The sequence below is a fragment of the Candidatus Pseudoscillospira sp. SGI.172 genome, from assembly GCF_050313575.1.
Lineage (GTDB): Bacteria > Bacillota > Clostridia > Oscillospirales > Oscillospiraceae > Vermiculatibacterium.
The window spans coordinates 1-14184 of the sequence record NZ_JBNPLQ010000021.1; the positions used below are offsets into that span (position 1 = coordinate 1).

A 14184-nucleotide genomic window follows, 5' to 3' on the forward strand; every position below is an offset into this window, starting at 1 on the left:
GTATGAAGCTGGGATGCGAGCCAAGCGCAATACCGTGCAGGCCATCGTACAGCGGCTCAACGAGGAGGCGGACACTGCCCGGCGGTATCTGGACCTCTGTGAGCTGGAGGTGTTGGAACCCCGCTACTGCGACAACTTCATTCTCAATCTACTGTATGAGATCCTGAGTAAGAAGACCAGCCAGCGGGTCCGGCTGCCCGAAGGGGTATTTGACATGACTACCGCTGTACACGGCATTTATGAGGAGTGAGACAATGCAGACGAAAAAGATCCCCAAGAAGAAAACGGCGGCAAAGTCCGCCCCGGCAAAGGTCAAAAATGAGAAGCGGAGCAAAGAGGGGCAGGCAAGCGAAAAGCAGCCCTTTTTGAAGACACTGATTTTTGGTGAAGAAAAACCCGACTTAACAGAACTGGAAGCTGGCTCCACCACGATTCTTGATATTTTGTCCCCGACCACCGTGGACACCAAAAGCCGTGACTACATCGTAGTGGACGGCATTTATCATACCTATCTCTATGTTACGGGCTACGGGTACACCACCACAGTTGGCTCCTGTTGGCTGGCTCCGTTGGTAGAGGCCGGAGAAGGCATCAACGTAAATTTCCTGGTCAAGCGCCAGTCCAAGGATAAGATCCTCTCCAAAATCTCACAGACAACCATGGTCAACCGCTCCCGTATGCGGGATATCGGTGATACACGCCAGGACTATGAGGAGCTGGACAGCGCCATCAACTCCGGCCTGTATCTGAAGGATGTGATGAACCGTCAAGGCGAGGATTTCTACTATATGCACACCCTTATTGAGGTGACAGCTCCTGACCCGGAGACACTGGAGCAGCGTGTTACGGAGGTTGAGAAGCTATGCGTATCCATTGATATGATCGCCCGGCGCTGCGACTACAAAAACGAGCAGGCGTTCCTGTCATCTCTGCCCATTCTGGCCCTCGACCCGGATATTGAGCGCAAGGCGCGGCGCAATGCCTTGACCTCCGGCGTGGCAGCGGCGTTCCCTTTTGCCTCCTATGAGCTCAGCGACCACAACGGTATCTTTCTTGGCCTGAACCTCTACAATCGTTCTCCGGTCTTTCTGGACCCCTATGATGACTATAAATACACCAACGGAAACTGGTGGATCGGTGGCTCTACCGGCGCGGGTAAGACGGTCACGCTCCAGTGTCTCGGCGGGCGGCTCCGGCAGCAGGGCAAACGGGTCATTATCATCGCGCCCAAGAAGGGACACGAGTTCCGGCCTCTCTGTGAGAAACTGGGCGGGTTGTACCTGCGAATGTCACCATCGTCTAAGGACTGTCCCAACCTCATGGCCATTCGGAGAAAATCTCTGGACTCCTATGCCAAGCTCAAGAACATTGCCGCCCGTGATGACTCTGTGCTGGCCGATAAGATCGCGCAACTCATCATCTGGTTTTCTCTGAAGAAAAAGGACCTGGGCGAAGAGGACAAGAGCAGATTGGACTCCTCTCTGGTAGAAGTCTATAAACGGTACGGCATCACCTTTGATAACAGTACCATTGTGGATGAGGAAGGCAATTTCCGTACCATGCCCATTCTCTCGGATTGGTATGATGTGCTCTATCAGGACCCGGATACCCGGTATTTGGCCGTGGTGCTCTCGCGCTATGTGACCGGCTCCGCCTCAGCGATGGCATCCCGCAATGACATTGATCTGGATAACAAGTACATTGTTCTGGACCTGTCCGGTATGCCCGATGACATGATCGCAGATGGTACCTTCTGGGCTACCAGCATCGCCTACGACCTCATTATGAACTGTGAGACCGACCTCTCCGCACTGCTGGCAGACGAGCTATGGAGCCTTGTAGGAGCCACGGCCAACCCGCAGGCTGCGGGCTTTGTGCTGGAGATGGTGAAAACCGTACGCGGCCTAGGCGGGATTATGGTGACAAGTACGCAAGGAATGCAAGACCTGTTCAGTTTGGAGGGCGGCAGCTACGGAAAAGGCATTCTTGATGCCAGCCGGATCAAGCTGGTTATGCAGATGGAGGAACAGGAGGCCCGACTCATTCAGAATAAGCTGAATTTGTCCGAGGAAGAGGTGCGGCAGATTACCCGGTTTCGCCGGGGTGAAGGCTTGCTGTGTATCGGGTATAACCATGTGCCGGTGGCCTTCCACACCACACCAAAGGAATATGAGGCGATCACCACATCGCCCACCGACCTCCGTGTGAAACGGATGGAGGATGCCAATGAATGATGTGAAGCGGGACATGACCCGTATTCAGGAGTTGGTCGGAAATGCATTCGGTCAGACCGGCTCTCTTGTGGCGCTGGCCAACGGCGGACAGTTGAATCCAAACAAGTTGCAAAAAACGCTGGAGCAGACCATGGAGCAGTTTGAACGCGCCGCGCTGGAACTTCGGCGCCTTTGCGAGCAGTATTCACCGGGGGTTGGAGGCTTTGCTAAAAAGAACTTTTTACCCGCTATGGATGTGACCGGGAGCGTGGAGGAGATTGGCTATGGCTGGGTCCATATCACCTTGAATACGCTGCTGCCCCACTGTCGGTATCAGAGCCCCAACTGGCTCAGCGATACCATCAGACGCCTCCTGGACGGCTATGAGGCTTGTGGAAAAAAGCTGCCGTTTTACCGCCACGCCATGCTGGTGATCGACGAACACACGGACATAGAAGGACGCCACATTTTCGACCAGGACAATAAGGGATGGAAGGCTGTCAGTAACGCCATCAAGGGAAGACTGATTCCGGACGACGATCAGTACACCCTCGCTGTCGCTCTATTTTCTACAAAGGTCAAGGAGCAGGAGTGCTGCCATATCACACTGCTCCCGCAGTTGGATGCCCACGATTTTTTTGCCGCCCATTCCAGTGATTATGCCCTTGGAAACTTCTATTCCGGCCACTGGTGCTGATGACCTATATGGATAAAAAGTTGCAAAAACACCCATAAGGTTCTGCCCCAATTTCGGCTCGTTGCGGCCGGGTTCCGTGTGGCAGCCACCTTATGGGTGTCGAGACCCTTCAAAGCATTGATATAAGTGAATTTTCCCAAGTGACTAAAGCTGAAAAAATACATACCGGCCTTACTACTATGTGGGGGCATAAGATTGCCCTCACATAGAGGCGGCAAAAGACGCCGAAATTGTTCTTGCGCCGGAAGCGGCGCAAGGACGGTTTCGGCGTTCGCAGGAATCCGGGAGGGGTGATTTTAGTGTGATCTTCAGCGTGAGAGATATTGATGTTCTGCGCCTGCTTTACTGGTGTCAGAATATACGGCCTGATGATTTGAGCAGCATCTCCACGGAAGCAGAGCGGGAAAACCTGCTTGCTCTGGGATTCATTAAACTCCATGAAAAAAGCAATACCCTGACTATCACAGCAAACGGTAAGGCGTTTCTCCATGTGGTTTTAGAGGGCGCGGTACCTAACCTGACGATTTCCTATCGTGAGGAAATTATCGAACGCCGTATGCGTTTGTCTCAGATTGTCTTAACAGCATACTTTGCCGGCGTTGATATATTTACCACGGCGGCAAGCAGCATGGCTGGCCGTGCTGCCTTGTTTCTCACTGCGATCACAAGGGGGCGAGGCCACAATCCATGGGGCAGTTCACGAGTTGGGGCGATTGCCCATTTGGGTGGTGTTTATTATTCAACTCACTATGTATGCCCGAGCATTGGCCGTATGGCAATCAATGATGAGCTGGCTGCCTTCCATAACCACACCAATTTTGGCAAGGACACCCAGAGGGCATTCATCTTTGCCGGGCAGACCTATGGTGATGTGATTGAAGAACTAAAGGTGCGTGATGAAAAAAAGGGCACCAAGCTGATCAGCTATGGAGAAGCCTACCGCAGCCTTACTTATCCGATCCATCTGCTGTCTTGTGATCAAACCGGCTCGCTGCAGCTCCAGATCATGGCCACGCCTGACTACCGGTCAAAGCTCTCAAGGCTCATGCTGAAAACGGCCTTTCAGCCACCGCCAAAAGATGTCCCCGCCTGGGACGCGCTTTACAAGGGGCGCCCTTTTGTTATTGGAGTGGACATGAACCTGCGGCGAATCGACGCCGCCATTAAAATTGCGAAAAAGAGGGAGTGTCTGCCGATTTCACTGGCAGCCTTGGACGGACAGGGCGACGCTGTTCTTCTGTCCCGCTATAAAGATACCGGCCTTGCCACTGTCTACAAGGTGACGGGCAGTATCCTGACCGAGCTTTTGGGGCGGCCTCCATCGTTTTACATTCCGCCTCGAACGCAATATCTGACGGAGAAAGGAGATGTGGTCGATGCCCCGCTTATCCAAACTGCTGGAAAAACTGGAAGACAAGGTCGCAAATAGATGTGGCCGTTGGTACGAACGGAACCGAGCCCGTGTTCCGCTCTACATCGTGCTGGGGCTTCTCGGGTGGTACCTCTATGGAATGTTTCTCAACTCTTTGAAGCTGGGAAAGGCGTCGGTGTTCAATACCACCGGAGAGGTGATCGAGAGCATCTGGGTGTTTAACCCGTTCAAAAATCTATTCGTGGTCTTTACGCCCTTCGGTCTTGGCGTGACGGCGGTTATCCTGCTGCTGGTCTGCCTCATCACAAAAAAGGGGTACAGCTGGTTCTCCGGCTACAAGTTCACCCGAGATCCCCGCGGCTTTGATATCCTTCCAGACGGTACCCATGGCACCTCCGGTTTCAGCACCAAAAAGGAGCTTGCCGAGCACCTGGAACTTGGAAGTGCTCAGGAAGTCACCGGTATGCTGCTGGGCCGTATCAAGGCACACCCGAATGACCCGGATAAATACTCCACTTATGTGGCCCACCGTATGAAGCCCGGCGAGAACAATAACATACTGTGCATCGGCGCCCCTGGCTCTTACAAGTCCAGGGGCTTCATCATACCCTTTCTCATGGGCTGTGCCCAGAGAAGCTACCGTGGAATGTCTCTTGGCGGCGGAGACAGCGCACAGGCCCATTTGGAGTCGGTCATTGCCACCGACCCGAAGGGCGAGCTGTTTGAAATGCTTGCGCCGTATTTTCGGGAAAGAGGCTTTTACGTGAAGGCGGTCAACTTTCTGGATATGGCCCACTCGGATGGGTGGAACTGTTTGGCCGATTTGGACACCAATCCCAACCTTGTGACCACCGTGGCCAACACCATTATCCAGAACACCTCCGGGCCTAATGAGGCCGACGACTTCTGGAGCCGTGCGGAGCTGAACCTGCTCATGGCACTCATCCACTATGTCTGTAATTTGAAGGATGCCCAGGGCAACCTGCTGCCTATCGAGCAGCGCAGCCTTGGTGACGTCTATAAGATCCTTGCCTACAAAAGCGTCAATGAGATCAACCGTATTCTGACAGAGCTTCCGCCGGAGCATCCGGCAAAGGGACCTCACGGTCTGTTCCTGAAGGCCAGGGAAAATCTCTGGGGCAATATTATCATCGGCCTTGGCAACCGGCTTGCAATCTTTCAGGACCCCTTGGTAGATAAAATCACACGCAACCACGATGTGGACCTGCTGCTGCCCGGGCAGAAACCCTGTGCCTACTTTGTCATCATTTCCGCGCAGGACAGCACCTATCGCTTTCTCAGTTCCCTGTTCTTCTCGCTGACCTTTCCCCGGCTTTCCGACTATGCCCGCCTTCATGGCGGACGTCTTCCGGTACTGACCAATTTCTGCCTGGAAGAGTATTTGAATATCGGCTACATGGACGGCATCTCCGATGTGTTCAATTCCATTCGTGGCTTTAATATGTCGGTGCAGTTGGCGGTACAGTCCCTGTCCCAGTGGAAGGAAAAGTATCCCGGCATGGAATGGGAAAATCAGCTGGCCTCCTTCGACCAGACGATCTACATGGGCTGCAACGATTTAACCAGCGCCAAGTATTTTGCGGAAAAGTGCGGAAAGGTCACCATTTCAGTTACCAACAACCAGTTCCCCTTGATGCCGCTGTTTTCTCCCGTTTATAGCTCGACCCGTCCCTATTCACAGACCCGAAGCAATACCCAGCGTGACCTGCTGCAGGCAGATGAGTTTCTGAGGCTGGATCGGTATAAGTGTGTAGTCATGTTCAACCACTATAAGCCGACGCAGCTCTACAAAGTGATGCTGGAAGAACTGCCAGAGTATAAGAGCCTACACAAGTGCAGCGTGTTCGATTACATCCCCGACTGGAAGAAACGGGAGGAAGCTGAAAAGGAACGGCGTCCGGCTGCAAAACAAAATGTCGACTCACGGGCTGCGCAGCCGGAGCCCGCTGAGCAAGCCATCATGCAGGAAAGAAGAAGTAGCTTTCAGGAGGAGCAGAAAACTGTGGGGGCAGTAAAGAGCCCAACGCAAAAGCAGGATTCCGGCACAAGCTGCATTTATGAGATCCCGTCTATGAAGTCCTCCGCACCGGAGGACATTGGACTTGTGGAGATGACCCGCAGCGCCATCATTGGAAGCGACGATCCTGAACTGGAGGAGCTGGATGATCCATCCCGCATTCCGCCAGGCCGGGGAATATAAAAACGGAGGCCTTTCGGGCCTCCGCTAGAGTTTAGAGTCTTAATTCAGCTATCAGCTCTTCAAAGCTGATTTGTCCGAGCAGGGGTTCGATGTCTTGTTCCTCCTGCGTTTCGATTTGCAATTCTTTTTCATCCATCATCTTATCACCAAAAGCTATTCTACTCACCGACCACGGAAAAGTCAATGAATTCTTAGTTTTGACATCTATCGCATGCCAATGGTGTTGATTTTTTTATTGCTCTTATGTATAATAAGGGAAGATAGTACGCAAGATAATACGCAAGTTATGGAGGTGCTTTTCGTGGGAGCCTATACGCCGCCCTTTACAATTACCAACGAGATCGTATCCTATGTGTCCTCCATCTCAGAAAAAGTCGGTCGAATCACGGCAACGAGCAGTCTGGAGACCAAGCCGCATCTGAGAAAGAACAACCGCATACGCTCTATTCATTCTTCCTTGCGGATCGAGGCAAACTCCCTTTCCCTCGGCCAGGTCCGAGATGTGATCAACGGTAAGATGGTGCTTGGAGAGCAGCAGGAGATCCAGGAAGTCAAAAATGCCTACGCTGCCTACGAGCGCCTATCAGAGATCGATCCCTACAGCATTCGGGATCTAAAGAAATTCCACGGTATTATGACAAAATATATCGTAGAGGAGTCCGGTGAGTTTCGCCGGGGCGAGGAAGGCGTCTTTAATGGAGATCAGTGCATCTTTATGGCGCCGCCGGCAAGGCTGGTTCCGCAGTTGATGGATGAATTGTTTGGGTGGATGAAACGATCCGACAGCAGTATCCATCCTCTGATTCTCAGCAGTGTATTTCACTATGAGTTTGTATTCATCCATCCATTTTCAGATGGGAACGGAAGAATGGCAAGACTGTGGCACACGGCGATCCTCGCAAAATGGAACCCGGTTTTTGAATATATCCCCATTGAGAGCCAGATTGAAAAGTTCCAGAGTGAATACTACGATGCCATTGCGAAGTGCCATGTGGACGGTGCATCCACCCACTTTATCGAATTTATGCTCTCACAGATCGACAAGGTGCTGGATGACATTGGGCTTCAAATTGCGGATGATAACGAGCAGTTTACCGAGTATATCAAAAAACTGCTTGCATCAATGGAATATGATATTCCCTACACTGCAAACGCACTGATGGAGAGGCTGGGCCTGCATTCAAGAGAGGGCTTTCGCAGAAATTACCTGCGCCCGGCGCTGGATATGGGGTTGATTCGTATGACCATCCCAGATAAACCCAATAGCAGGAATCAGAGATATGTAAAAACCTGACCAAATTGTAAGATAAGATGAGCATCTATCACAAACGTGTGATAGGTGCTTTTCTTATGCCAATTTTAAGGAGGAAGACCCATTATGAGGGCTGCGAAAATGAAGGAGCGTCCAACGTTCCAACTGATGTGCCAAACCGATGTGCAAAGCATTTACCATATGCAGATGCCCCGCTGGCTGTTTTCTGATCCCCGCTACTGCGAAATGAGCCTGGATGCTAAAGTGGCCTACACGTTCCTACTAAACCGCTTTCAGCTCTCCCGCAGAAATGGCTGGGTCAATGAATATGGAGAGGTCTTCGTGATTTTCCCTCGCAAGGCGCTGGCCAAAGAACTTCGTATCTGTGAGCAGCGTGTCACAGCTGCATTTAAGAAACTGGTTGAACTGAAGCTGGTGTGGGAGAAGCGCTGCGGTCGAGGTGACGCCAACCAGATCTATCTTGCCCGGGTTACTCCCATTGAGGACCCGGACTACTCCTGCACTCCTTTCGTGCCAGAAGACCGGGCTGAAGATTGCGGTTCAAGAACCGCCGATTTTGAGGGCCTTGCCGCTTCGGATGCTCCTGCGGGAAAACAAGAACCGCAGAAGCCGCAGTCCAAGAACCACGGAAACGGTGTTTCAAGAAACGCAGCTGCTGAGCTTCCAGAACCGCAGAAACCGACGCCAAGTAAGAAAGAAAAAAGAAATACTGATTTGAGTCATATTGAAGTCAGTCAGTCTGTCAGCACGCGAGCGCGGGACGGACTGACTGACGAAGAAGCAGAAGAGGAACTTTTGGATATTTTGGAAGGCTGTGAGCTTTACTGCTTTGAGCCTGAGACCGCTCTGGTGTTTGAAAACGCCATCGAGCGGCTTTTTTATGCCGACAGTTTCCGCATTGGGAACGCTACACTGCCGCAATGCCGTGTTCGGGCAAAGCTCAAGCGGCTGGATGGAATGATTTTACGGGATGCAGAGAGCAAGCTCCACGCAAACAAGGACCGTAGTGTGAAAAACAGCACCGCCTACACTATGGCAGTGCTGTTCAACTGTATTGCCGAGAGTGAGAGCGATCTGATCATTGACCCGTATCTCAACACCATCTGCTCCAGTGCATGAGGGGGGTGAGAGAACATGATGCTGACCAATCAGCAAAAGTACATCCTCGGCGTGCTTAAGCAGCTGAAATACCTGCGTGTGTACCAACTCCATGCCATGGTACGGGAGCACTACATGTCCCAGGGGATAGAGATCAGTGAACACCGTATGGACGTTATGCTCCGTCAGCTGCGCATGGCCAGTAACAGCATTTTCATTCAGCAGGACCTTGTGTTTTATGGCCGTCGGGAAATTTCAGCGCACTATCTGGAGGCCATCGATATTATGCTGGAGCTGACAGAAAATGCTCCGGCGTTTTATTCCTGTGACCGGCTCCAAGATCCCTTCCTGCTTCGGTTTTCGGGCAGCGGAGACATGCTCAATTTCCTGTTCAGCGTTGCTTGGCTGGACATTTCCGGCCGCATCGCTGCAACACCTCGCATGAAGGGTGAAAGGATCATTTGGATCTCCGACGATGCCAACACGAGCGGGATCGCGCTACCCCGACACCATTTCTTTGCAGCCCGTCAGGAAGCCGGAACACATCGCTTTTATGGCTCTTTGGAGTCTGAAAGAAATCAAAATCAGGAGGTAAACTAACATGGCAAGAAAAAAGACCAATCCCGAAGAAGTCAATGTGACCGCTGCCGCCGAGGAACCTGCTCCGCAGGATACCCCTCTGACTGAGGCCGGGATGCCCCCGGGCGATGTGCCCGAGGCTACCACAGGGATCGATCCCACGCCGCCTCTCTCCATCGAAATGCCCACCGCAGAGGAAGCCGGCGCTGATGAGACCCCGGTGCCCGTCGAAATGCAGGATACAGGAAAAGAGCCGGAGCCTGCCGAAAAGTACGGTGTTGATACTTTGGAGGAGGCGGCCCCACCGGATCACGTCCCCTCCGCAGAGGAAAGCGACTGGGGTTTCCAAGAGGAACAAAAGAGCGCTGAGCCAGAAGCCGAAACACCTGCGCCGCCGAAACCCTCCAAGAGCGATCGGCAGAAGTTCTATGAACTGAAGTTTCATGACCTGGACCGCAACCTTACCCCAGAGGAACGGCAGGAATGGAACACCATCTACGCATCTTACCGTGGCCGCAGCGCTATCACCGGAACCATCATCGGCGTAGACCCCCTTTCCATCTATGTCTGGAACCCTAAGACGGAAGAGCGGGAAAAGAAAACCATGTACTGCGCCATCGTAGTGCCGTACCGTGTGCGCATTGTGATCCCCGCATCGGAAATGTGGGAGGAGGGCGAAGAACGGCCCGACTATGTGCTTCAGAACATGGTTGGAGCAACTGTTGACCTTATTATCATCAAGGTGGAGCGTGAAGGAAACTTCGCCATTGGTTCCCGCCGGCTTGCCAACCGCAGCCAGCGGTATTTCTTTGCCCACAGGGAGGATCTGCGCAGTATCGGCGCCCGTGTCAAGTGCCGGATGTTGGCCGTAGGGCCGAGGCGCTGTCTGGTAGACTGCTATGGACATGATCTGGATATTACCCAGCGGGAGATGCGCTACGCCTCTATTCCTGACTTGCGGAATGAATACCACCCTGGCATGGAGATCGACTGTATTGTGAAGATGTTCGACCCGGATAACGATAAGCTGGAGATCTCCATCAAAGAAACGGAGGTCAATCCCTTCTTCGGTGCAGAGCAGCGCCATCCCGTCGGCTCCCGGCGTCTTGCGGTGATCTCCGGCAAGTATGGCGGCGGCGTATTCTGTAATCTGCCTGATGGTGTGGTCTGTATGTGCAACTACTCCTATCAGCATGAGGACGCTGACTTCATGGTTGGTGAGCACGTCATGCTGATCGTACAGCGCTACGAAAATGAAAAGCTCCAGATGTACGGCAAGATCATGAATAAGTGGTGAGAAAGCAAGAGAGATCCCTGAGCTGGTATTTACGCCGGCACAGGGATCTCTTTTTGCGTTTATTACGACTCTGTTGGGCAGTCGGAACCATAGGTGTCCTTCCACTCCCGGATGTAGCGAGCTGACTCGCAAATCATTTGAATGTTCTCAGGGGAGAACTTCAGCAACTGACGGAACATCTTGTCCATTTGAATGCCGCCATCCGTGCGCTCAGCATAGAACAAAATTTTCGGTGAGATTTCAAGCAGATGGATCAGCGCATTTAATATATCAAACGGAATATCTGTTTTTCCATCTTCGATTTTACGCAGTGTGCGGATGTCAATGTTGATCTCTTCTGCCAGATACTGCTGCTCCCATCCTCTTTCTTCACGCGCCTGCCTGACCAATAACCCTACAAATTCATTTATGCTATACATACTCCACCTCCTGCCTCCAGTATACCAGGTGTATCAAAGCATTTCGGTTCATGTTAGGTGAAATCAGAAATCATGTTTGCTTCGCTGCAAACAGAGAAAAGGTGCGCGAAAGACTGTATTGCATGCAATTACTTCCGGAGTGTTTCCTTCCTGCCGCTTTTTTAACGCAACGGATTTATGCCCAATTTGTCCCCTTCCGAAACATTGGGCAGTTTCTATAAGCAAGGTCCTGACATGGCAGTTTCCGGCCTTTGTAATGCCGAGTCTGGTTTGAGATTCACCACTGGAACTTTCTCCGGGAACCAAACCCAAATAAGATGAGAATCTCTCCGCTGAAGAAAAACGCTGGAAATCCCCCACTTCAACAATGGTAGATAGAGCGGCGTGCGTTTTGATCCCAAGGAAGCAGCAAAGCTTTTTTACAGCTTTGAAATAAGCTGGATCTGCCGCCAATTCCTCGATGCGGGCATCCAAACGCTCCAGCTTGTCAGAAAGTGTCTGATAGGTCAGTAGATACTCCGACAAAATCTCACCATACAATCCTTCTGGCTTTAAGGCTTTCAACCATGCAATGTGAGCGGCAGTCCAATGATTCTTTGAACCCGTGTAAGTAAATCCATGCCGCAGGCAGAACGCCAGAATCTGCTGCTTTACCTTCTTCAGCGCCAGCTTGTGGTCATCCCGCATCCTGAGATATTCCTTAACCTGTTCATCTTGCTCCGTGGGTATATGTACCGGGCTATAAGTGTGGTAAGCCAGGCACTTTGCGATATTGGCAGCATCCCGCTTATCGGTCTTTATGGTTTTCTTTCCGGCTGTCTTCATCATTGTGGTTGGAGCCAAAATGACGCAATTGACCCCATACCGCGTTAGTTGGCGATATAGAGTGTACTCAATGCAGCCTGCCTCATAACCGCATACAAATTGCACATCTTGTCCTACGCTGCTCCGCACAGCATTCAGGTATTTGAGGACCAGCATGTAGTCTGACTCCACTTTCTGAGTGTGAAACACCTTGTCATGTTCCATGTCGTAGCAGCAAAGCGTAAAAGTTTCTTTATGGACATCCATTCCCACGAAAAGTGTGCTATAATTCATTTGTAATGACCTCCATTTGTATGCGGTAATTCCTGTACGTACTTGGTTTCGCATCCATATTATACAGATAAATCCACGTTCCTACAAATGCGAGGTCATTACATATTGTCTAAAAGAGTCTTGACTTTTTAGAGAGAGGTTCACAAAAAGGGGGAAAGTCATATGCTGATTTTCTTATCTATGTTGGAAACTGATGCAGAACGGCAGGTATTTTTAGGTTTATATCATGAGTATGGAAACGCTATGTTGAAGGTTAGCCAACGTTATTTTCCCAACGACCCATCTGCTGCAGAGGACGCCGTGCAAAACGCATGGCTGAAGGTGGTGCAAAATTTTTCTAAAGTTCAGGATATTCCTTGTAAGAAAAGAGGAGCCTATCTCGTCATTATAGTAAAGAACGAATCTATCTCCATCCTGCGAAAGCGTCGACAGGAGTTGCCATTCGATGAAACCTTGCCCTATAAGGAAACGGAAGATGACGATGTCGCGTCGATCATAGAAGTTATCCATAGATTACCTGAAACCTATCGGGCAGTTCTTGAGTTGCGTTTTGTAGAAGAATGCACCTCACAGCAAATTGCCCAAATGCTAAATTTAACCGAGGCTACAGTTAATACGCGAATTCACAGAGGGCGAACATTGCTGATACAAAAACTAAGAGAGGCGGGATATGCCGTATGATAAAATCTGCAGAGGATATCACCTTACGGGATATTCTATTGGATGCTGCAGCCAAAGAATTTTCCGTGGAATTATCTGATATAAAACCAGTCGTTGTATCTTTTCATTTTCAGAAACAGATGAAGGCTATGGTTGCAAATCCGCAGAGGTGGGCAAAGCGCCATGTTCGCCCTCTTTGGAAAAAATGTATGCAGACTGCGGCGGTAATCTTCTTGGCGTGTTCTTTGGCGTTTGGAACACTGATGGCGGTCAGTCCCACCGTACGCGCTGCTGTAATCAATTGGGTGACAGAGTGGTACGAGACGCACATTCTCTATCGCTATTCCGGAGAGAAAATTTCCGGTGAACTGCCCCGATATGAACTCACTGAGCTGCCAGATGACTATGTGGAAACCGCACGGATTGAAACGCCGGAATATTTCCGCGTGAGCTACAAAAATGAGCTAGGTCAGTGGCTGTGGTTCTCTTATTCTTTCATGCAGCAGGGTTCCGTGCTTGACATTTTAACAGAAGGTGGGGAGGTGCGGGATATCACAGTCAACGGCTTTGACGGTCAAATTTTCTTGTCACTTGATTCGCAGGACGACAACACGCTCACTTGGATTGATTCAGGCGCGAACATTCAATTTACAATAGACGCTTTTATTGATGAATCCGCTCTTTTGCACATAGCGGAGAGCATGGTTTTGGTGAAGTCGACAAAATGAGTGGTTTTCTGAAAAATTTCAGAAATTATGTAAGAAATGCACCTCCTCGAAGCGTTAATAGGGCAAAGGCAAAAACGAATGCCTTGCCCAACGCAGAGAGGAGGTGTATTTTGATGAAAAAGCGCATTTTTGCCCTGACGGTACTGATGTTGTTGCTGGCGCTGCCAATTTCCGTTCAGGCGGCACAGCCATGGGCTATTAACAACCGCCCTACCCTATCCTTTAGCAGGACAACCGCAAGTTGCTATGTGGATTGCAAAGGCGCAAACACCAAAGACAAAATTTCTGCAACGCTGACGCTCAATCAGGGGAGTACCTATGTAGACTCTTGGAGCGGGTCGGGAACCGGGTCGGTCTTTGTCTCCGGCCAACATGCTGTCAAGAGCGGTAAGAAGTACACATTGACCTTAAGCTATTCTGTGAATGGAGTAGCCAAGCCCTCCGTCTCCGTCACAAACACCTGCCCGTAACGGGCGCGACAGGATAGAAACAAAAGTGTGGCCCATTCTTCACAATCCCATGAAACTAC

The 14184-nt window shown here is 51.0% G+C and carries 13 protein-coding genes and 1 pseudogene; 12 read left to right on the plus strand and 2 right to left on the minus strand.

The window, feature by feature from the left end; genetic code table 11:
• The 9 genes and pseudogenes from ACQRD3_RS08955 to ACQRD3_RS08995 all read left to right on the plus strand — a co-directional run.
• Positions 1-250, plus strand: a pseudogene (locus ACQRD3_RS08955) (hypothetical protein); the annotation flags it as partial.
• Between the two features lie 4 nt (positions 251-254).
• Positions 255-2234, plus strand: a complete 1980-nt coding sequence (locus tag ACQRD3_RS08960; protein WP_321067704.1) for a hypothetical protein — start codon at positions 255-257, stop codon at positions 2232-2234.
• A complete protein-coding gene (locus ACQRD3_RS08965; protein ID WP_321067705.1) occupies positions 2227-2910 on the plus strand; it encodes a hypothetical protein in 684 nt (227 codons plus the stop codon). The genes ACQRD3_RS08960 and ACQRD3_RS08965 overlap by 8 nt, the downstream gene beginning before the upstream one ends.
• Positions 2911-3211: 301 nt before the next feature.
• Positions 3212-4339, plus strand: coding sequence for a hypothetical protein (locus ACQRD3_RS08970; protein WP_343121038.1), 1128 nt, complete (start codon positions 3212-3214; stop codon positions 4337-4339).
• Positions 4287-6503, plus strand: a complete 2217-nt coding sequence (locus tag ACQRD3_RS08975) for a VirD4-like conjugal transfer protein, CD1115 family (RefSeq protein ID WP_278904273.1) — start codon at positions 4287-4289, stop codon at positions 6501-6503. The genes ACQRD3_RS08970 and ACQRD3_RS08975 overlap by 53 nt, the downstream gene beginning before the upstream one ends.
• Positions 6504-6804: 301 nt before the next feature.
• Positions 6805-7797 (plus strand): Fic family protein, encoded by a 993-nt coding sequence (locus ACQRD3_RS08980; RefSeq protein WP_278904271.1) that lies wholly within the window; start codon positions 6805-6807, stop codon positions 7795-7797.
• An 84-nt stretch (positions 7798-7881) separates the two neighbouring features.
• Positions 7882-8895, plus strand: coding sequence for a replication initiator protein A (locus ACQRD3_RS08985; RefSeq protein WP_278904270.1), 1014 nt, complete (start codon positions 7882-7884; stop codon positions 8893-8895).
• Between the two features lie 15 nt (positions 8896-8910).
• Positions 8911-9474, plus strand: coding sequence for a hypothetical protein (locus ACQRD3_RS08990; protein ID WP_427781083.1), 564 nt, complete (start codon positions 8911-8913; stop codon positions 9472-9474).
• A gap of 1 nt (position 9475) precedes the next feature.
• Positions 9476-10750 (plus strand): hypothetical protein, encoded by a 1275-nt coding sequence (locus tag ACQRD3_RS08995; RefSeq protein ID WP_343121040.1) that lies wholly within the window; start codon positions 9476-9478, stop codon positions 10748-10750.
• Positions 10751-10812: 62 nt separating this feature from the next.
• Here the strand turns inward: ACQRD3_RS08995 and ACQRD3_RS09000 are convergent, their stop codons facing one another.
• Entirely contained in the window at positions 10813-11169 is a 357-nt protein-coding gene (locus tag ACQRD3_RS09000) for a helix-turn-helix domain-containing protein (RefSeq protein ID WP_278904264.1), read from the minus strand.
• 63 nt (positions 11170-11232) lie between these two features.
• Positions 11233-12267, minus strand: coding sequence for an IS110 family transposase (locus tag ACQRD3_RS09005; protein ID WP_278904262.1), 1035 nt, complete (start codon positions 12265-12267; stop codon positions 11233-11235).
• A 162-nt stretch (positions 12268-12429) separates the two neighbouring features.
• Here ACQRD3_RS09005 and ACQRD3_RS09010 point away from each other — a divergent pair, with 162 nt between their 5' ends.
• The 3 genes from ACQRD3_RS09010 (at position 12430) to ACQRD3_RS09020 (ending at position 14125) form a co-directional block, all read left to right on the plus strand.
• Entirely contained in the window at positions 12430-12948 is a 519-nt protein-coding gene (locus tag ACQRD3_RS09010; RefSeq protein ID WP_278904260.1) for an RNA polymerase sigma factor, read from the plus strand.
• A complete protein-coding gene (locus ACQRD3_RS09015) occupies positions 12945-13655 on the plus strand; it encodes a DUF4367 domain-containing protein (protein ID WP_427781086.1) in 711 nt (236 codons plus the stop codon). Before ACQRD3_RS09010 ends, ACQRD3_RS09015 begins: the two co-directional genes overlap by 4 nt.
• Positions 13656-13768: 113 nt before the next feature.
• Positions 13769-14125: a hypothetical protein gene (locus tag ACQRD3_RS09020; RefSeq protein WP_278904257.1), complete on the plus strand. Its 357-nt coding sequence runs from the start codon at positions 13769-13771 to the stop codon at positions 14123-14125.
• Positions 14126-14184: the final 59 nt, after the last annotated feature.